Source organism: Bradyrhizobium tropiciagri (assembly GCF_001189845.1).
GTDB classification, from domain to species: domain Bacteria; phylum Pseudomonadota; class Alphaproteobacteria; order Rhizobiales; family Xanthobacteraceae; genus Bradyrhizobium; species Bradyrhizobium tropiciagri.
On record NZ_LFLZ01000005.1, the window covers coordinates 1 to 19,105 of the forward strand.

The following is a 19,105-nucleotide window of genomic DNA, read 5'->3' on the forward strand; positions in this document are numbered from 1 at the left end:
ACCGCATTCAATTGCGAACGAGATCGTGGCCTCAGCGTCGCGCAACAATGCGCATTCGGGGTAATGGGTCCCGGCCTTCGCCGGGACGACGGCGAGTTCGTGGTGCACCGGTGGGTCGCGGCTGGGCGCTGCGCGGCAGATGACGGGCTCCGCGAAAGCTCCGAACCCATCCGATCGCATGCATGACGTGATTTGCGCCGGTCTTTGACCGGCTACCGGCCAGAATCGGCGCGTAACGGTAGACAAGGCGCGCCGTCCGGCCGATCTCGGCGCCAATTTACCTAATATTTTCAATCAATTGGGGAAATTTCGCGCGCTAGCCCCGCGCTCCCTTGCAAAATCCGCCCCGTCCCTTCAAGAGAGGCCTCCCGGAGAGATGGCCGAGTGGCTTAAGGCGCACGCTTGGAAAGCGTGTGTGCGGGAAACCGTACCGTGGGTTCGAATCCCACTCTCTCCGCCATCTGGACGATCCTCCATACCTGACCACCATTTTGTGCGATCTCGTACGCTCAATCGTCCGCCGATCCATGGGCGAAAGCCGAGGGTGGCGGCGAAGCGGTTGATTCAATTCGACGACACGGAAGAGTGGCTTCGATGCATTCCGCTTGGAATAAGAGGGGAGCTTTTGTGCTCGTCGGAAATCCTCTGCGTCGACGAGGACGCGCGCGACAACATCATCTGCGGACAGTCATGGAATTAGCTAAGCAGGTTTGCAGAGTTGGTCAGTCCACACTGCAACCGAGTTTGCACCTCCAACAAATGAGCGGACAGGATATGAGGATTCATTGACGCCGTCATACCGTCTGGTTCAGCATGACAGCGCTTCGGGCGCTAGTCGCCGCCGGCGAGTTTCGGCAGGACCTCTATTTTCGCCTGCGCGCGGATTCGAGCTGGAGGTGCCGTTACTCTGCGATCGGCCCGACGATATTCCTGTCCTGGCCGAGTTCTTTGCGGCCAAGCGCAGTGACGCGATGGGACGGAAGATTCAACCAGGTGTCGATGTCGTAGATCGCGTCTTTCTTTCGCGCAACGACGACTCCGATCACCCCGTTGTCACCGAAGCGGTCGCGAAGCCTGATCTGGAAGGTCAGGCAATCGGGCGAGCGCGACATGGTCTTGACCTCGGACTGCGTGTAGCGACGCGTCGTCAGGTTGAACTGGTTGGTCTTGTTGATGAGCTGCGCGATCCGCCCCAGATTGACGGCATCGAACGCGTGGAATTCGATCGTCATGCCGAGCGAGGTCAGGAATTCGTCCATGTCGCGAGACTTCGCTGCAATTCAGTCTCTCGCCATGCCTCGTTGCGCCCGTCGCGCAACGCCGCGCGTGGCTGTGCCGGCATACCGACGGGCGCGTGTTCGTGCTGGCGGAACGCGAACGCCGGCAATTGCTGGATATCGGCGCCGGCCTCCGCTTAACGCTTGCTTAGGCGCGGCGAAGCTACCCTGCAAGGCGGGGTTGCGGGAACCAGCGGATGTCAGTCGTCGAGAATGCGCCGGATCAAACGCTGCCCGCGGCGGCGCGTTCTGTCGATGATACGCGCCTCCTGCCGTTCCTCAGCGTGGCGACGCTGCTGGTGTCCGCGCTGCTGCTGTTTCTGATTCAGCCGATGTTCGCAAAGATGGTGCTGCCGAAGCTCGGTGGCGCGCCCTCGGTCTGGTCGGTGGCGATGGTGTTCTTCCAGGCCGTGCTGCTTGCCGGCTATGCCTATGCCCATCTGCTCGGCCGCTTTCTCGGGCCGCAGCGCGCGGGGCTGGTCCATCTGCTTCTGCTCGCCGTCACGGCGATGACCTTGCCGATCGCGATCGCGCCGAATTGGGGTGCGCCGCCGGCGGATGGAACGGCGCTCTGGCTGTTCGGGCTGTTCGCGGCGTCGATCGGCTTGCCGTTCTTCACGCTGTCGGCCAGCGCCCCTTTGCTGCAGAGCTGGTTCGCCGCCAGTGGCCATCGCGAGGCCAGCAATCCCTACGTGCTCTATGCCGCGTCGAATCTCGGCTCGTTTGCGGCGCTGTTTGCCTATCCCGCGGTCGTCGAACCGCTGTTGACGCTGAACATGCAGGCGAGCGCCTGGTCGGTCGGCTTTGCGGTGCTCGCGCTCCTCGTCACGGCGGTCGCCTTCGTGCTCCGACGAGGCAATGGCGTTGCGGGCGCGGCGCCGACGCCGCAGACATCGATCGTCAGCGTGGCTGACCGGCTGCGCTGGATCGCGCTTGCGGCCGTTCCATCGGGGCTGGTCATCGCGGTGACCGCGCATCTGACGACCGACGTCGCGGCAACGCCGTTTCTGTGGGTCATTCCGCTGGCGCTTTATCTGTTCACCTTCGTGGTCGTGTTCCGCGATCGGCCGTGGATCAGCCACGCGACCGTGGTGCGGCTCGTGCCGTTCGCCGCGGCTCCGCTCGCGATCAGTCTGGTGGGCGCCAAGGTGTTCTGGCTCACGACGATCGTGCTCCACCTGGTGGTGTTCACGCTGGTGACGCTGCTGTGCCACGGCGAGCTGTATGCCCGGCGCCCACACCCGGAGCGGCTGACGGAGTTCTTCCTGTGCACCTCGTTCGGCGGCGTGCTGGGCGGCGCCTTCGCGGGACTGCTGGCGCCGCAGATTTTCTCCGGCAACTACGAATATCCGATCCTGATCGCGCTCGCGTTGCTGGCGCTCCCCGGCATGTTTGCAGGCGGCGCGCGCCGGACACTGGTGAAGGCATCGCCATGGCTGGCGGCGGCGATCGCGCTTGCCATGGTCTGGTACGTGACCCAGTTGCGGCTGCCGGCCGCCTTCGAGCTGCCGTTCAGCGCCCTCTTGGTCGTGCTGACGGCCTGCATGCTGTTGCTGCGGCAGCGTCCGGTGGCCTTCGCCGGGCTGGTGGTCATGGGCCTGCTGCTGACGACGTTGTGGCGTCCCGGCATGGCCCCGATCGAGACCGCGCGCAGCTTCTTCGGTGTCCATACGGTGGTCGATCTTGCCGACGGCAGTGCACGGCTGCTGTTTCACGGCAACACGATGCACGGCGCCGAGCGGTTGCGTAGCGAGGATGGCACACCGGTCGCGGGAGCGCCCGAGCCCCAGAGCTATTATTATCCGGGCAGCCCGCTGGCCGAAGGGATCGTGGCGGCACGCGGCGCCAAGGAGCGTTTCAAGGACCGTTTCAAGGATCGCTTCAAGGACGGCTTCGAGCGGGTCGCGGTCGTCGGTCTCGGGACCGGCTCGCTCGCCTGTTATCTTCGCGGCAGAGAGAGCTGGACCTTCTTCGAGATCGATCCCGAGGTGATCCGGATCGCGAGCAATCCCGCATTCTTCACCTTCCTATCGCGCTGCGCGCCGAAGGCCAGGCTCGTGCTCGGCGATGCGCGCCTGACGTTGCAGGCCTCGCCCGATCGCTACGACCTGATCGTGCTGGACGCCTTCTCATCCGATGGCATTCCTGTCCATTTGCTGACGCATGAAGCGATTGCCGGCTATCTGTCGAAGCTGACGCCGCACGGCAGCATTCTCGTGCATATCTCCAACCGCCATCTCGATCTGGCGCCGATCCTGGCCAATGTCGCGCGCTCCGAGGGGTTGATCGCGCTGTTCAAGGAGGGGCATCCCGCCGGCGACGTCATGACCACGCTCAGGACGGCGTCCCGGGTGGTCATGCTGGCGCGCACGCCCGAGGATGCCGGCGAGGCGGCACGGCATTGGACCGCCATGTCACCGGATCCTGCCAGCGCACTCTGGACGGACGACTACTCGAATCTCCTTGGTCCCATGCTGCGGGCGAAGTTCGGCTCCTGAGCGCGCATAGACGTGCGCGGCCGTCTTCCACGGTCGTCCCGCCGCAGCCCCGCCCGAATTGGCTAAAGGAGTGTTAAGCGCCAGGTCCGATTTTCGTCGATCGCGCAGAGCTGACATTAAATTGTCATGCCGTAGGAATCGGAGCAGCTTGCAACGAGCGGCGTGAGGACAACATGACGGCCTTCATCCCTTGGAAGGCGGAAGTTGGAATATCCTCGCAAATGAGGTCGGCACCGGATGAGTGCCGAGGCCGGCAGGACGGTCTCCTGAAGCGCTTTGCGCGCGACCGGTCCGGCAGCTACGCGATCATCATCGCCTTACTGATGCCAGTCCTGGTCGGGACCGCAGGGCTCGGCACTGAGGTCGCGTGGTGGTTCTACAAGCACAAGAACATGATGAGTGCGGCAGACTCGGCCGCTGTCAGTGCAGCCACCGCCGGCACCAATCTCGTGACCGAGGCAAACGCTGTCACGACGTTCTACGGCTATGCCAACGGGGTCGGCAACGTCACCGTCACGGTGAACCAGCCTCCGTCCACGGGAAGCTTCACCTCCAGCACCCAGGCGGTCGAAGTCATCATCACCCAGCCGCAAGCGCGACTGTTGTCGGCGCTGTTCGGCTCCGGGGCGGTGCCGGTCACGGCCCGCGCCGTCGCACTCGGCAATGTCGGAACGGGCTGCGTGCTGGCGCTCGACCCGACCGCCAATCCCGCCGTGACCGTGAAAGGCAACACCCAGCTCAACCTGATCAATTGCAATCTCTATGACGACTCCAACGGCAGCTCGGCGCTCAACGTCAGCGGGACGGCGACGATATCTGCGGCCATGGTTGGCGTGGTCGGCGGGGTTTCCGGCACGAGCAGCATCACGGCGACCAACGGCATTCGGACCGGCATCAGGGCGATCGGCGATCCCTATGCCAACGTTACGCCCACGATGCCGACATGGTGCGACTACTCGAACAAGTTCAACGTGAAAGGGACGACGACTCTCAGTCCGGGCAGCTATTGCGGCGACATCTCGGTCGCCGCCGGTGCGACGCTGACGTTCAATCCCGGGATTTACTATTTCAACGGCGCGAACCTGTCGGTGGCCGGTAACGCCACGATCACGGGAACGGGCGTCACCCTGGTGTTTACCGGGTCGAGCGGCAACTGGGGCACGGCGACGATCGGCAGCAACGCCAATGTCAGCCTCACCGCGCCGACCAGCGGAACGACCGCGGGAATCGCGATCTATGGCGACCGGAAGATGCCGGTCGGCAGCAGCTTCAACCTGACGGGCGGCGGTACGCAGAACCTGCAGGGAGCGGTCTACCTGCCGAAGGCGGCGCTGAGTTTCAGCGGCGGCAATGGCACAAGCGCGAACTGCACACAAATCATCGCGGACACGATCTCGATCGTCGGAAGTTCCAATGTCCAGGTCAATTGCGCTGCCATGGGCGGCAATGCCATCGGTACGGCAACAGCACAGCTTGTCGAGTAAGCCGGAGTGATGAGATGAAAACGGGCACAATAGAGAGTGAGCGCCGTTCTCAGCGGCGTCGCAGCTTTTTCCGTCGCAGGTTCGGAGATGACGTACGCGGTGTCGCGGCGATCGAATTCGGCGTGCTGGTCCCGCTGCTTTCGCTGATGGTCGTTTCCGTGACCGATATCGGCCTTGCGATCTACCGCAAGATGCAGGTGGAGGGCTCGTCGCAGGCGGGCGTCGAATATGCCATCGCACATGGGTTCGACGCCAATGCGATCTCGACTGCCGTGGCTGCCGCGACGAACTCCAGTGCGATCAGCGCCTCGCCTGCTCCGATCAAGTTCTGCGGCTGCGCGACCAGTTCGGGCGTCACTAGCATGACCTGCGGCGGAACCTGTCCCGGAGGCGGAATGGCGGGTACCTACACCGTTGTCTCGGCGCAAGGCAGCTACTCGACGATCATCAACTATCAGATCGTTCCGAACAGCTATGTCATCAGCACGCAGTCCACGGCGAGACTGCAGTGAAACGCGCATTCTGGCGTGACCGGAGCGGGGCGTCGGCACTGGAATTCGGCCTGATCGCGCCGCTCTTCTTCGCGTTCCTGTTCGGCGTGATCGAGTTCGGGCTGTTGATGTGGACGCAGGTCGGAATGCAGCACGCGGTGGCGGTGACGGCGCGATGCGCGAGCGTCAACCCCGCGCTTTGTCCTACCGGCAACCCGAGCGCAATCGCCGCTTACGCTACCCAGCAGGCGTTTGGACTGAGCTTGCCGTCCTCGACGTTCAGCTACAGCGCCGCGGCGTGCGGCAGCCAGGTGAGTGCAAATTATCAATTCCAGTTTCCCCAGATCCTCAATCTGGCTCCGTTCACGCTGACGGCCGCGGCCTGCTTTCCTGCCTAGAGCATGATCCGAAAATCGGCGCCCGGTAGGCGCCGATAGTGTAAGCCCGGCTGTCCGGCCTGCCCGGTCACGATGTGCCGGTGCAGGCCTTCGATGCGTTGCGCCGCGGCGGTCAGAACCGCTCTGCGCCTTCATTCAACTTCAGGGCCTCGACGCCCTCTTCGCGAACCGCCTGGAGGCTGCGCGGATCGAGGTCGAGCGCACGGAGGATCGTCGGTGCGATCTGGGTGGTGAAGGCGGTCTCCTCGATTGTCCGCGCATGCTTGATGCGAGGCGAGGAGAGCAGCAGCAGGACATTGCGATCGTCCTTGGAGAAGCCGCCATGCTCGGCGAGCTTGCTGCCGCCGGTGCAGATCACGCCGTGATCGGTGATGGCGATGAAGTCCGGCACCCGGCTGTTGTGGAACGGATCTTCGTAGAGCTTGGTCAGTTCATCGCGGTCGAGCAGCTTCTGGATATGCAGATCGGCGGCGTGGGCCAGAATGTAGGCCTTGGCGTCGGCATAATAGGGATTGCCGGTCGCCGGATTGGTCGCCTGCTGCAGCTCCGGCGACAGCCAGACCAGCGCCGCGTCGTCGCAGATCTCGAAGCCGTTGGTGCCGAAACCGGGCGTGTTGCTGTACAGCGCATCCGAGATCGCCACGCGGTCCGCGAGGTTGATCGGCGACTGGCCATGCTTAGCGCTGATGATGATCAGCGTCGAATCGTAGAGGTTCTGCGCCTTGAGCTCGTTGACGAACTTGCCGAGCGCATCGTCCACGAACTGGAGCTGCTGCGTGAGCGCATTGCCGGGCGTCGCGTTGGCGTCGGCATAACCGCCGACCAGCGACTTGTCGGTGTCGGCGTGGCCGGCCTTGGCGAGCTTCTGGCCAACGCTGACCGCCTGGAAGTTCATGCCGAAGATCGCGGGGACGCCTTGATGCTGGGTTCGCGTGCCGTTGTAGCCGTCGATCCAGTTCAACACCGCCTGCACCTTCAGCGAGTCGTATGAACGGACACCGACAAAGCTCTTGGTGTAGTCGTCGCCGGGCTTGGCGCCGGCGTTGATCGTGTCCTGCGCGTTGATCTCCGGCGTGAAGAGCTCGTCGAGCCCCTTGCCCGACGGGCCCGCGAGGTCCTCATAGGCCGGATGCTTGTCGGACCAGGCCGTGCGCATTCCGGCCTGCTTGATGACTTCGAAGATCGTGTTGGTGCGCACGTAGTCGTGCGGATAGACCGGAACGCACTGGCCGTTCACCAGCTTGCGCTGCATGTGGTCCGGATCGAGCTGCGTGTAGACCTGGCCGAGCGTGCCGCCGGCAGTGTAATCGGCGACCAGTCCGCTGGAGTAATCGAAGGTCTTGTCGAGCGCTTCGAAGTTGGTGAGTTCGGTGCCTGCCGGGCTCACGCAACCCGGGTCCGGAAGATTCTGGCTGGTATAGAAGGCCTTGGCCGGATACTCGTTGCGGTCATAGCTGTCATCATAGAACAGGCCGCCGCCTTTCGGCGTCGCGCCCGTGACCTGCGCGAGCATGCCGGGATAGCTGTCGGACGGAGCGGTGGTGTAGGCGTTCGGATAGACGACGCCCTTGCCGGTGAGCTGGGCGAAGTTGCCGCCGGGGCGGCTTTCGACCCAACGCTTCAAATCGACGGCGTGCATGCCGTCGACGCTGATCAGCAAGACGTGCTTGTAGCCATGCCGCTGCGAATGCCCGTTGTCATCATCCGCTTGCGCGGCTGCGACGCCGCAGGCAAGCATGGTCGCCGCGATCGCGGCAGTCGACAAGACATAGTCACGAAAACCTCTCATGAATCGCCCCTCTCTTTTTCCGACAGGATTGGAATGGCCAGCACTGTCCGCGACAACTTGTCGCGGTCAGTTGACGGAGGGATGACGCTTTCGTGCGAGTTCGATGACCGTAGCCGAGATGGCCGGCACAAGGGTGGGCTACGCGCCGGCCGGGCGACGCGACGCAATGATTGGTTCGCTCGCCAAATTGCGCTTGGCTGCGCGTGTCACCCTGCCGAAGCGCTGTCGGTTGGAATTGCGACCGACGCTTGAACCAAGGCAGTGAGAACCTCTGTGGGCTTCACATTGTGGAAGGCCGGCAAGAGGTTGGGATCCATCGGCAGGATGAAGTCCTTATCGCTGTCCTGATGCCGGATCCACAATCCGGCAAAACAGATCGCCGGAGCGAGCAGCAACAGCGGCTCACAAGGTTTGTCATCGTCCCGATCGGATGAGATCGCGCGGCGCACGGCGGGTGCCTGAAGCGCTTTCAGAAAGCCGGTTACGTATGGTCCTTCGTTCAGTTCGGCCAACCGATAACCGCTCGCGTCGGTGAAGACGGCATGAGCCGCAGCGATCGGCTCAAGAACAGTCTTGTCATAGATGAGAAACCGCCAGCCGAGGATGGTCGCTACGGAACTGAGCGCGGGCAGCTCAATCTTGGCTGGAGGCTTGGCCACGCACCTGTCAGTTCTGGCCAGACGGCGCAACGTGCTCAACGGCAGTAACGCCATGCGATGCGGTGCGCAAAGCTCGAGGTCTTCGCGATGATTGCGATGCGCGAAGCTGAGTTTGGGCGTCGCAAAGCCCCGCGTGCGGGCTCGATTGGCCATGCCGGCGAGTACGGCGTCGCGGGCGTCGTCGGGAAAGTCAGCTGCTGGAATCGCCATGCGTTGCCCTCTTGGTGTAGTACGTGTCCGTCCAGGTGCCGCAGTTGATATAGCCGCGCGGAAATTGCTCGGCGTTGATATCCGAGAGGCCCCACCAAGGGTCCGCAATCGCCAGGCCGTAGTCGTATTGCGCGGGCAAGCCGACCGCTGGTTCATCCGCGTAACCCTTGATCGTGACAAGGTGGGCCCCGCCGCCATTCCAGACGATGCGTACGCAAAGCGGGCGTCTGCCTCCGATCTCTTCCTGGGTCTCTAGCAAGGACGCAGAACGGCGCGCGGTCCATTTCCTGAAATGGCCAACGCGGAACAGCGAAGACATCAAGTAGCCGTAGACATTGCAGGTATCCTTGTCGGCCACGCAGCAATCAGTTCGGCCGAGCTGTCCGTTCGCAATGTCGCATTGGGTCACCCTGCTGGAGGGACGATAAAAATGGGCGATGCTGGCCGCGACGGCGGCCCAGCACCAGTTTGTCTTTTCCTGGTGCTGGTTCTTGAAGTCGAGCAGCCGCCATCTCGATCGCCTGAACGGGGGCAATTTGATCGGGACGCATGTCGCGCCGACGAGAGAAGCGATTTCGTCTGCTGCCGGTGTCACGATCGTTTCCCCCGCTTCTTCTTGGAGGTCGAACGTCCGGACGGCAGGACGAGTGTCCCGGCCTTGCCGGGCTCACGTTTGGCCTCGGCCAACACTGCCTTGAATGTCGGGCATTCCTTGAGGATCTCGAAAGCCTGGCCGGCAATCACCTTTCCGGCGTGGGTATCGCTCGGGTAATGGACGCCTGCCACCTCGCGATTGCGCCCGATGCGATCGGCCAGCGCGACGAGCAACCGTTTGGTATGTCGAGGATGCATCTCCGCGAGCGCCAGAGCGATCAGGTGACTTTCGAGCGAATGCGCGCTCGGAAACGAGGCGTGCCCCGGCGAATTGATCAAGGGAACGAGCGCAGGACAGATCTGTTGCGGCCGAGCCCGATTGAACCGGAGCTTGAAGTCGATCGCCACCATTTGCGCAACCCGGATCGCCATCTCGATGATCTTGAGCGAGCTGGGATGTGACCACGGCGACATCATCAAGACTTCGGCAAAATAGCCGCGCAGTCGCGTATTTTGATCGAGAATTTCACCGATCAGGCGAGGGCGCTCATCGCGCGCCATTGCGGCCAACTGATCGATTTCGGCAAAAATATCGGCATGACGATGTGGCGGATCCGGAGCTTGAATGGAGCGACGCCAATTCGTCTGACCGAACTCAGCCAGCGCGATCACGCCAAAAAGGTCGGGCTCCCATCCCGACCGAGGGAAAACCACGTTGAAATTGAGGTCTTTCTCGCAGATTTCACCGCCCAGCGGATCGAAGATCAGGAAAGGTGCGCCCTGTGCTGGCGGCGAACCCATATAGGCTCCGCCCGCGCCATAGCTTTGACCGCCGCCTCCCCCGCCATCCCCGCCGCCGTCGCCGCCACCGTCCCCGCCGCCATCAAATACGTGAAACTGCATTGCAACCTCCCAGCTCCAGTAATCAATTTGTCAATCAGGCACTCCAAATTCAGACAGGAAGTCCGGCGGCTTCCAGCCGCTGCACGTAAAGTGAAGCTTGCTCCGCCTTGAAAGGGCAACGCGGCGCGTAATGAGACACAGTGAATTGCGGCAGAACCGACCGGTGATGTGTTGCCAACAGCGCGGCGTCCTCATGCCGGCCGACGGCCACGAGGCTTGCCGCTGCGATCCGGATCGCGTTTCCGTATCGGGGATTGAGGCTGAGCGCCTTTCGCGACCAGCGAATGGCCTCCTCATAGGTGCCGTTCAAATAATGATTTTGGCCGAGCCGCGAAAAACTGGTGAAGGCTTGTTGATCCAGCGGCGACAGCCGAATGGCTCGTTCGGCTCGTTCGATTCCCGACGCTGGCTTGCCGATGAAGCCGTATGTTGCGCTGCTGAACATCCATGCCCAGGGATTGTTTGGCGACGCGGCAAGCGCGCGGTCAAAACAGTCCAGGGCTGTGTCAAAGTCAAAATGGAACGCGCTCCGCGCGTGCCCCTGCAGTGAAAGGGCAAGCGCGTCGGATGGATCTCGTTCGATGGCGCAATTCGAGAGCCGGATGATCTCGGCGATCTCGGCGCTGGGATCGGTCGACCGGCCCTCGGCGATGTTCAGCATGTGCCAGCGCGCTGAAAACGCATATGGCGCCGCATAGCCGTCGTCCTCTTCGCGCGCCCGCTCCAGCAGCGTCCGCGCCATCGAAAAGCTGGCGAAGTCCAGCTTGTAGAGCAGATCAAGCGCGCGCAGGAAATAATCGTACGAGTTCAGATTGTGCGGGCGCTTCCGCAGCGCGCGCTTCACCTCGGCCTGGCGCACGTGTGTCGAGATGCGGCCGACGATCATGAGGGCGATTTCGTCCTGCACGCCGAAGATGTGCTCGATATCGGTTTCGTATTTCTCAGCCCATATGACCGATGCCGTCGACAGGTCACCGAGCTCGACAGAGAGCCGGATTCGATCGCCGGCGCGACGAATGCTGCCACTGAGCAAATACCGCACGCCAAGTCGTTCGCCGGCCACCGTTCCGTAGTCGACGGCGCGGCGATCGATCATCATGGTCGACCCGCGGGCAACGACCAGAAGATGTTTAATATTGCTGAGCGTCGCGATGATATCGTCGACGAATCCCTCGGCGAAATAATTGTCGGCGGGGTCGTCTGAAAGACTGACGAGCGGCAGGACGGCGATCGAGGGCAATTTTGCCCGCCTGGAAGGCGAGCGCGCGAACCCGACTGCCGCGCCGCGGTCCACCCCCGGCAATCGCAGCGAGAACGCGGGGACAGCTCGGGTTAGGTTCTTCAGCCGAAGGTCGCCGAGACTGTCGAATTTCAGGTCTCCGGCGCCATCAAGATTGTCGAGCACGGCCGATGAGACCACGATCCCGTCTGCCGGCGCAGTCGTCTGAAGACGCGCGGCGATATTGACCGCGCTTCCGTAGACGTCGTCGAGATCGAAGATGACGGGCTCCCAATGGATGCCAATTCGAAATGCGATGCGGCGCTCGGGAGAGTGCTGGCTCTCCCGGGAGAGGATTTCCTGCTGTAACTCGGTCGCGCATTCGACCGCATCCAGCGGGCTCTCGAAGACCGCGAGAAACCCGTCGCCGGTGTTCTTCACGATTTCACCGCGATGGGAGACGATGGTCGGATCGGTGACTTCGACCCGGAGAGTGCGATAGCGTTGATGGGTTTCGAGCTCGGCCGCTTCCATCAGTCGGGTGTAGCCAACCACGTCAGCCGCAAGGACCGCGCGACAAGCCCGCTCAAAGGGAGGCAGCACTTGAGAGGACAACACAGGGTCAGTGTGCACTGCCATGCCCGCTTATACCGTCGCGCTATAACCTTCCATGTACGTTAGCATGCGGAAACGACCCTGTCGCCACCGGGGCGGGACTCGTTGGTGAGCGTCGCCGAGCGCCACAAAAAGGGGCAGGCAAAGAGCTGTTTATCCGGGAATTCGCTACAGATGATGGCTATCAGCCCACGCCCATATCTGCGCCTTGCGATCCACTTCCTCCGCAGATGGCCAAAGCGCTCAGTACCAAGATGGCACGGGGTGAGAATTCCCGGTCGGCGTTATGCAGATTGGGCCAACTCCCGCAAAGGCCGTTCGATCGCGGCGCCGACGTCGTCCTGGTGACCCACCTGGGGCAGGTGCCCGGCGTCGGCAATGCACGCGAGCCGGCGAGCGAGCATCGTTGCGAGCGCCGTCGTCGGCTGCACCAGCTCGCGGGTGGGGGATTCTGGCTGGCCAGGCCGGCGGCGAGATGAGCGCGGATCAGGAGACGCTGCGGTTCGAGCAGATGTTCTTCGCGCTGCAGGCGACGATCGAGCGGATCGGCATCGGGCTGTTTCCGCTGTTTCTGGTCATCGACGAGCTGATGGCCGGCCAGCTCTGCCTGCCGTTCGGCGATCTCGGTCTGCGCAAGCGCGAATACCGCTCGTTCTATCTGACCGACAATGAAAGCGCCGGCGCCATCGCCGACTTCACCGCCTGGCTTGCCGATGCCGGGCGCGAGACCGAGCAATTCATGATCGATTGGGGCACGTCGAAGGGCTGGAGCTTCTAGGCGCGCGGCTCTATGACAGCAGGAGGGGGAACGCGCATGCCAAGGATGTCTCGCCGGCCATTCCTGCAATTCGCGCTTGGTGCTGCGACGCTGCCGCTTGCATCATCAGGTGTGCGCGCCGAAACCATGGCACGCCCGATCACCATGATCGTGCCGTTCGCCGCCGGCGGGCCGACCGATGTGCTGGCGCGGATCCTCGCCGAATACATGCGCAACGCGGTCGGCCATCCCGTCATCATCGAAAATGTCACCGGCGCTTCGGGCACCGTTGCGGGGCTGCGCGCCTCGCGCGCGACACCCGATGGCACCACGATCACGATCGGGCATTGGGGCACGCATTGCCTCAACGGCGCGATCTATCAGCTGCAATATGACGTGCGCGAGTTCGCGCCGATTGCGCTGATCGCGAGCGGGCCGCAGCTCATCATCGGCCGGCCCGATTTGCCGGCGAAGAATCTAAAAGAGCTGATCGCCTGGCTCAAGGCCAATGGCGACAAGGCGACGGCAGGCACCGCGGGCCCGGGCTCTGGCGCGCATGTCGCCGGCGTGTTCTTCCAGCAGCTGACGAGCACGAACTTCTCCTTCGTGCCGTATCGCGGCGCCGGCCCCGCGCTGAACGATCTGATGGCCGGGCACATCGACATCATGTTCGATCAGGCCTCCAACTCGCTGCCGCAGGTGAAGAGTGGAACCGTGAAGGCGTTCGCGGTGACGGCGTCATCGCGGCTTGCATCGGCGCCCGATATTCCGACCGTCGATGAGGCGGGATTGCCGGGTCTCTACATTGCCTATTGGCACGGCATCTGGGCACCGAAGGGCACGCCTGCCGATATCGTGTCTGTTCTGTCGAAGGCGGTGATGTCGGCGCTCGCCGAGCCCGCCGTCCGGCAGCGCTTCGCCGAGCTCGGGCAGGAAATCCCGCCACCGGACAAGCAGAGCCCCGCCGCGCTGCGCGACCATCAGGCCGCCGAGATCGAGAAATGGTGGCCGATCGTCAAATCGGCCAACATCAAGGCGGAATAAGTTCCAGCCGCGATGTTCCAGCAAGCTTCAACGCAGCGCGAATGGCAGGCACCCTGCCGTTTTCGGACTTTCGATGTAGGCCAAAGGTTAAGCACCGCTGTCACGCCAACGTCACCGGCGTTCGGAAAAACGTTGCCGCTGCTAACGAGAGCATCGAGCACGCGAGACTTCTCGCGTTTCCACGGAGATCAGCATGAAATTCGTTAAATCGATCGTGGCCGCCGGTCTGGTGGTCATGGCTACGCCCAGCTTCGCAGCCGACATCACCGGTGCCGGCTCGACCTTCATCTTCCCCGTCCTGTCCAAGTGGGCCGATGCCTACAAGAAGGATTCGGGCAGCGGTGTGAATTACCAATCGATCGGTTCGGGTGCCGGCATCAAGCAGATCGAAGCCAACACCGTGACCTTCGGCGCGACCGATGCGCCGCTGAAGTCCGACCAGTTGCAGAAGGACGGTCTTGCGCAGTGGCCGATGATCATGGGCGCGATCGTGCCGGTGGTGAACCTCGAAGGCGTGAAGGCCGGCGATCTGGTGCTCGACGGTCCGACGCTTGCCAACATATTCCTCGGCAAGATCACCAAATGGGATGACGCGGCGATCAAGAAGCTCAACCCGAAGGCCAAGCTGCCGTCCGAAGCGATCTCGGTCGTCCATCGCGCCGACGGTTCGGGAACGACCTTCAACTTCACCGACTATCTGAGCAAGGTCAGCCCGGACTGGAAGAGCAAGATCGGGTCCGGTACTGCCGTCGAATGGCCGATCGGCGTCGGCGCCAAGGGCAACGAAGGCGTCGCGGGCAACATCGCGCAGGCCAAGAACTCGATCGGTTATGTCGAGTATGCCTATGCCAAGCAGAACAAGCTGACCTACACCGCGCTGGTCAACAAGGCCGGCAAGACCATCCAGCCGACCAACGAAGCATTCCAGGCTGCCGCCTCGAACGCCGACTGGACCAACGCGCCCGGCTACTACCTGATCCTGACCGACCAGCCCGGCGACAAGTCCTGGCCGATCGTCGCTTCGACGTTCATCCTGTTGCACAAGGATGCGACCGACAAGGCGGCCTCGAAGGAAGCGCTCAAGTTCTTCAAGTTCGCTTTCGACAAGGGTGCCAAGAGCGCTGAGGAGCTCGACTACATCCCGATGCCCGACAGCGTCGTGAAGCAGATCGAGAAGACCTGGGCCGCCGACGTGAAGAGCTGAGACGCTCCTTTCCACCACGCGCAATTGCGGGAGCCGGCGTCGATCGACGCCGGCTCTTTTGTTTGGGCTCGGCGGCCGTCGAGCCGCGCCGCCGGGCGCGAGAAGGTCTTGCCGGGGCTCCGGATCGAATCTAGCCCTTTGACTTGAAAAGGGAATTTTCGCCGAACGTCTCTACCGGCAAGGGCCTTGAACAGCGCATCTGAGGTCATATATGTACAATCGAACATATAGAGACAACGATGATCAATACGAGCAAGACGGCAACCGCGCCGGTCGCCCGGCCCAAGGGGCGCCGCAGCAAGGACATGCCCGACGGCCGCCAGGCGCTGCTGATTGCGGCGACCGAGGCCTTTGCGGCACAGGGCTTTGACGGCGCCGACCTGCGCAGCGTCGCTGCGGCGGCGGGCGTCGCGCCGAACCTCGTGCGGGTCCATTTCGGCAACAAGGCCGCGCTGTGGGAGGCCTGCCTCGACCGCATCGTCGTGCTCACGATGCCCGTGATGGCCGAGGTGCATGCGATCGCGACCGACACGACGCGGTCGCTCGGCGACCGACTGCGCGATCTCATCATCACGGTCGCAACGTTCTACGCCGCGCATCCGCAGGTGAGGAATTTCGTGGTTCGCCATGGCGCGGAAGCACCCGAGCGCTCCACGCTGGTGACCGAGAAGCTGCTGCGTCCGGCCTATGAGAGCGCGCGCGAGCTGTTCCAGGCCGGCATCGCCGCAGGCATCATCCGCAGCAGTCATCCGGCGCTGTTCTTTGCCTTGCTCAATGCGGCCCTCAACCAGCCGCCGGCTTTTCCGATGCTGCTCGGCCGGTTCGCGCCCGAGATCGATCCTGCGACGGCCTGGACCGAGCTGCTCGACACCACGATCGCAACGCTTCTGCACCTTCCGCCGTCGCAGGCCGCCGCCGAACGCGCTGCCAGCGACGGCCGCAAGCCGGCGCCGTGACATCCGGTCTCGACGACACTTCAACTGCCAGTGAGAGAGTGATCCATGAAACTTCGCCTTGCCCTCGTGCTGTTCGCCGCAACGGTCGCGCCTGCCATGACGCCCGCCTTGGCCCAGTCCGGACCGAACGAATCGATGCAGCGCCAGGCCTGCATGGGTGACGCCGTCCGCCTCTGTGGCGCCTACATTCCGGATCGCGGCCGGATCAGGGATTGCATGGCCGCGCAGGTCGAGCAGCTCAGCCCGTCGTGCCGCGCGGTGTTCGAGGCGTCCGTGCAGGCCGAGCGTTCACCGTCGGCCCGGCGTTGATCCGCGCCGTCCGGTCCTGCCGCAGACATCCGACGTCATGGCAGGGCCGGCAGCTTGCAACTTCGGCATTGGAAATCGCTGCCGCGCTCGTCGGTGCGGATCTCGAAATCCTCCGAGACCTTTAGGATCCGATTGCGGAAAGGGGCGATCTCGAACAGCTCGGCGTGCCCCGTGCGCCGGCATTTTGGGCACCGCAGAATCTCAGTCCAACTGGAGTTGGTCATGATGTGGCCTGGCCAACGCGCGCCGGAATGATAGCTCGATTGGGCCCGATTGACTTTGATCCAGCTCAAAACGAGCCCGCCGCTCGAGCCGATGGTGCCGAAGAGCCACCTGTCCCAAATCAGTGAAAACCCCGACGTCTGTTAACCTTTGGTTAACCATGCGGGCCGATTGTTAACCATTCGACAAGACAACCGAGTCAGGGGCGATGGACGCAACTCAACAGGTCGCACGTCAGCAGGTCCGCATGCGCGGCCGTTCCTATGTCGCGTTCGTTTTCTCGCCGGTCGTGCCGGTCGTGTCCTGGCTCGCCGAGATCGACGCGACGCTTGGGAAGTCCCCGGGTTTCTTCAGTGGCAAGCCTGTCGTGCTCGACCTCTCGGCGGTCGATCTCAGCCAGGCTGCGATCGCGCATCTGATCGGCAGCCTCGCCGAACGCAACATCCGCATCCTCGGCATCGAGGGGGTCGACGAATCGAAGCTCGGCGCCAACATGCCGCCGCTGCTGACCGGCGGCCGCGCCTGCGCGATCACCCATGTCGAGCCGAAGGCGCCGCCGCCGAAGGAAAAAGACAAGGACAAGAGCAAGCTGCCGTCGCTGTTGCTGGAGAGCCCGGTTCGTTCCGGCCAGTCGATCGTGTTTGCCGAGGGCGACGTCACCGTACTCGGCTCGGTCGGCTCCGGCGCCGAGATCGTCGCCGGCGGCTCGATCCATGTCTACGGCACGCTGCGCGGCCGCGCGATGGCCGGCATCAACGGCAATTCGGCGGCTCGGATCTTCTGCCAGAAGATCGAGGCCGAGCTGCTCGCGATCGACGGCTACTACCAGACCGCAGATGAAATCGCCGACAGCTTGCGCAACCGGCCCGCCCAGGCGTGGCTCGAGGGCGAAATGCTGCGCATCACACCATTGAACTGACCGACCACAAGGAGAGAGAGAATGGCCAAGGTATTGGTCGTGACGTCTGGGAAGGGCGGGGTCGGCAAGACGACCTCAACCGCCGCGCTTGGCGCGGCGCTTGCGCAAATGGGCCAGAACGTCGTCGTCATCGATTTCGATGTCGGCCTGCGTAACCTCGACCTGGTGATGGGCGCGGAACGGCGGGTCGTGTTCGACCTGATCAACGTGGTGCAGGGCGTCGCCAAGCTGCCGCAGGCCCTGATCCGCGACAAGCGGCTGGAAAACCTCTGGCTCTTGCCGGCGTCGCAGACCCGCGACAAGGACGCGCTGACCGAAGAGGGCGTCAAGCGCGTGATCGCCGACCTCAAGACCAAGTTCGACTGGATCCTGTGCGACAGCCCGGCCGGCATCGAACGCGGCGCGACGCTCGCGATGCGCTACGCCGATGAGGCCATCATCGTCACTAATCCGGAAGTGTCGTCGGTCCGCGACTCCGACCGCATCATCGGCATGCTGGACTCCAAGACGGTCCGCGCCGAGCGCGGCGAGCGGGTCGAGAAGCATCTTCTGGTCACCCGCTATGATGCCGGCCGCGCCGCGCGCGGCGAGATGCTGTCGATCGACGATATCCTGGAGATCCTTGCGACGCCGCTGCTCGGCATCGTCCCGGAAAGCCAGGACGTGCTGCGCGCCTCCAATGTCGGCTGCCCGGTCACGCTGAACGCTGCAAGCAGCGCGCCGGCGCGGGCCTATACCGACGCGGTGCGGCGCCTGATGGGGGAGCAGGTCGAGATGACCGTGCCGGTCGAGCGCAAGGGGCTGATGGACCGGCTGCTGCGACGGAGGGCGGCATGATGAACGTAATGCGGCTGTTCGGCGGCCGCGCTGCATCGGCGCCCGTCGCGCGGGAGCGGTTGCAGATCCTGCTTTCGCATGAGCGTGGCCGGAATGGTGCGCCTGACCTTCTGGAGACGCTGCGCTCGGAAATCCTCAGCGTGGTGTCCAAGCATATCGACGTCGATCCCGACAAGGTCGTGGTCCGGATGGATCGCGGCAAGTTCGTCTCGATGCTCGAGGTCGACATCGAGGTTCCCAACGGCGTGCAACGATCAAAGATGGTGGCAGCCACATGACGGCAGACAGCGACAGTCACATTGCCTGGCAGCGCGCGCAGCTCAAGAAGCTGCGTGCGGCGCTGAAGCAGATCGAGGTCGATCAGATCGGCAAGGCCAATTGCGGCCGTGCGACGCAGATGACGATCGACGAATTGCAGCGAAAGATCGGCGAATCGGGCCGCTGCATCGCCGAATACGAGCGCCGCACCCGCCGCCCGCTGGCGACGGATCTCGGCAGCCTCGCCAGCGTCAGCTGGACGCATTGGAACGCCAATTTGCCGATGGCCAAGGCGCCGCGGCATCGGGCGTAGGCGATCATTCTGTCCGTCGTCATTGCGAGCCAACGGGTCGCGCGAACGCGCGCCCGATGACAGGCTCCACGAAGCAATCCATCCCTCCGCATATGCGGGCCGGTGGATTGCTTCGTCGCTTCGCTCCTCGCAATGACGTGGAGAGGTCG

General features: G+C 63.3%; 19 protein-coding genes and 1 tRNA gene. 14 read left to right on the top strand and 6 right to left on the bottom strand.

Annotated elements, in window-relative coordinates:
- The first annotated feature begins 370 nt into the window (after positions 1–370).
- Positions 371–460, top strand: a tRNA-Ser gene (locus AKN84_RS05860).
- A 442-nt stretch (positions 461–902) separates the two neighbouring features.
- On the opposite strand, the gene AKN84_RS47195 is transcribed toward AKN84_RS05860, so the two are convergent.
- Positions 903–1,259: a hypothetical protein gene (locus AKN84_RS47195; RefSeq protein WP_050419815.1), complete on the bottom strand. Its 357-nt coding sequence runs from the start codon at positions 1,257–1,259 to the stop codon at positions 903–905.
- Positions 1,260–1,474: 215 nt separating this feature from the next.
- Here AKN84_RS47195 and AKN84_RS05870 point away from each other — a divergent pair, with 215 nt between their 5' ends.
- The 4 genes from AKN84_RS05870 (at position 1,475) to AKN84_RS05885 (ending at position 6,148) form a co-directional block, all read left to right on the top strand.
- The gene (locus AKN84_RS05870) at positions 1,475–3,775 is read left to right on the top strand and encodes a fused MFS/spermidine synthase (protein WP_050419816.1); all 2,301 of its coding nucleotides are present in this window, start codon (positions 1,475–1,477) and stop codon (positions 3,773–3,775) included.
- Between the two features lie 221 nt (positions 3,776–3,996).
- A complete protein-coding gene (locus AKN84_RS05875) occupies positions 3,997–5,259 on the top strand; it encodes a TadE/TadG family type IV pilus assembly protein (RefSeq protein WP_128970485.1) in 1,263 nt (420 codons plus the stop codon).
- 14 nt (positions 5,260–5,273) lie between these two features.
- Entirely contained in the window at positions 5,274–5,771 is a 498-nt protein-coding gene (locus tag AKN84_RS05880; RefSeq protein WP_128970486.1) for a TadE/TadG family type IV pilus assembly protein, read from the top strand.
- Entirely contained in the window at positions 5,768–6,148 is a 381-nt protein-coding gene (locus AKN84_RS05885) for a TadE/TadG family type IV pilus assembly protein (RefSeq protein ID WP_198960894.1), read from the top strand. The genes AKN84_RS05880 and AKN84_RS05885 overlap by 4 nt, the downstream gene beginning before the upstream one ends.
- A gap of 112 nt (positions 6,149–6,260) precedes the next feature.
- Here AKN84_RS05885 and AKN84_RS05890 read toward each other — a convergent pair whose 3' ends face one another.
- The 5 genes from AKN84_RS05890 to AKN84_RS05910 form a co-directional block, all read right to left on the bottom strand.
- Positions 6,261–7,937 carry an alkaline phosphatase family protein gene (locus AKN84_RS05890; RefSeq protein WP_128970487.1) on the bottom strand — a complete coding sequence of 559 codons (1,677 nt, stop codon included), beginning with the start codon at positions 7,935–7,937 and terminating at the stop codon, positions 6,261–6,263.
- A 206-nt stretch (positions 7,938–8,143) separates the two neighbouring features.
- Complete coding sequence (locus tag AKN84_RS05895; protein ID WP_050419818.1) at positions 8,144–8,806, bottom strand: hypothetical protein; 663 nt, start codon at positions 8,804–8,806, stop codon at positions 8,144–8,146.
- Positions 8,787–9,401: a papain-like cysteine protease family protein gene (locus AKN84_RS05900; RefSeq protein ID WP_050419819.1), complete on the bottom strand. Its 615-nt coding sequence runs from the start codon at positions 9,399–9,401 to the stop codon at positions 8,787–8,789. Before AKN84_RS05900 ends, AKN84_RS05895 begins: the two co-directional genes overlap by 20 nt.
- Entirely contained in the window at positions 9,398–10,303 is a 906-nt protein-coding gene (locus AKN84_RS05905) for a phosphatase PAP2 family protein (RefSeq protein WP_050419820.1), read from the bottom strand. Before AKN84_RS05905 ends, AKN84_RS05900 begins: the two co-directional genes overlap by 4 nt.
- Before the next feature lie 49 nt (positions 10,304–10,352).
- On the bottom strand, positions 10,353–12,161 hold the full coding sequence (locus AKN84_RS05910; RefSeq protein WP_128970489.1) for an adenylate/guanylate cyclase domain-containing protein: 1,809 nt from the start codon (positions 12,159–12,161) through the stop codon (positions 10,353–10,355).
- A 451-nt stretch (positions 12,162–12,612) separates the two neighbouring features.
- Between AKN84_RS05910 and AKN84_RS47200 the strand changes: the two genes are divergently transcribed.
- The 9 genes from AKN84_RS47200 to AKN84_RS05960 all read left to right on the top strand — a co-directional run bounded on the left by AKN84_RS47200 (position 12,613) and on the right by AKN84_RS05960 (position 18,956).
- Positions 12,613–12,915, top strand: a complete 303-nt coding sequence (locus AKN84_RS47200) for a type 2 periplasmic-binding domain-containing protein (RefSeq protein WP_050419822.1) — start codon at positions 12,613–12,615, stop codon at positions 12,913–12,915.
- A 45-nt stretch (positions 12,916–12,960) separates the two neighbouring features.
- Positions 12,961–13,938 carry a tripartite tricarboxylate transporter substrate-binding protein gene (locus tag AKN84_RS05920; protein ID WP_167351839.1) on the top strand — a complete coding sequence of 326 codons (978 nt, stop codon included), beginning with the start codon at positions 12,961–12,963 and terminating at the stop codon, positions 13,936–13,938.
- 193 nt (positions 13,939–14,131) lie between these two features.
- A complete protein-coding gene (gene pstS / locus AKN84_RS05925; RefSeq protein WP_050419823.1) occupies positions 14,132–15,142 on the top strand; it encodes a phosphate ABC transporter substrate-binding protein PstS in 1,011 nt (336 codons plus the stop codon).
- 239 nt (positions 15,143–15,381) lie between these two features.
- Complete coding sequence (locus AKN84_RS05930; RefSeq protein WP_244484947.1) at positions 15,382–16,098, top strand: TetR/AcrR family transcriptional regulator; 717 nt, start codon at positions 15,382–15,384, stop codon at positions 16,096–16,098.
- Positions 16,099–16,143: 45 nt separating this feature from the next.
- The gene (locus AKN84_RS05935; protein ID WP_050419824.1) at positions 16,144–16,407 is read left to right on the top strand and encodes a hypothetical protein; all 264 of its coding nucleotides are present in this window, start codon (positions 16,144–16,146) and stop codon (positions 16,405–16,407) included.
- A gap of 430 nt (positions 16,408–16,837) precedes the next feature.
- Positions 16,838–17,548, top strand: coding sequence for a septum site-determining protein MinC (gene minC, locus AKN84_RS05945; RefSeq protein WP_050419826.1), 711 nt, complete (start codon positions 16,838–16,840; stop codon positions 17,546–17,548).
- 21 nt (positions 17,549–17,569) lie between these two features.
- Positions 17,570–18,385 carry a septum site-determining protein MinD gene (minD, locus tag AKN84_RS05950; RefSeq protein WP_050419827.1) on the top strand — a complete coding sequence of 272 codons (816 nt, stop codon included), beginning with the start codon at positions 17,570–17,572 and terminating at the stop codon, positions 18,383–18,385.
- The gene (gene minE, locus AKN84_RS05955) at positions 18,385–18,663 is read left to right on the top strand and encodes a cell division topological specificity factor MinE (protein WP_050419828.1); all 279 of its coding nucleotides are present in this window, start codon (positions 18,385–18,387) and stop codon (positions 18,661–18,663) included. The genes minD and minE overlap by 1 nt, the downstream gene beginning before the upstream one ends.
- A complete protein-coding gene (locus AKN84_RS05960) occupies positions 18,660–18,956 on the top strand; it encodes a hypothetical protein (RefSeq protein WP_050419829.1) in 297 nt (98 codons plus the stop codon). The genes minE and AKN84_RS05960 overlap by 4 nt, the downstream gene beginning before the upstream one ends.
- Positions 18,957–19,105 lie beyond the last annotated feature (149 nt).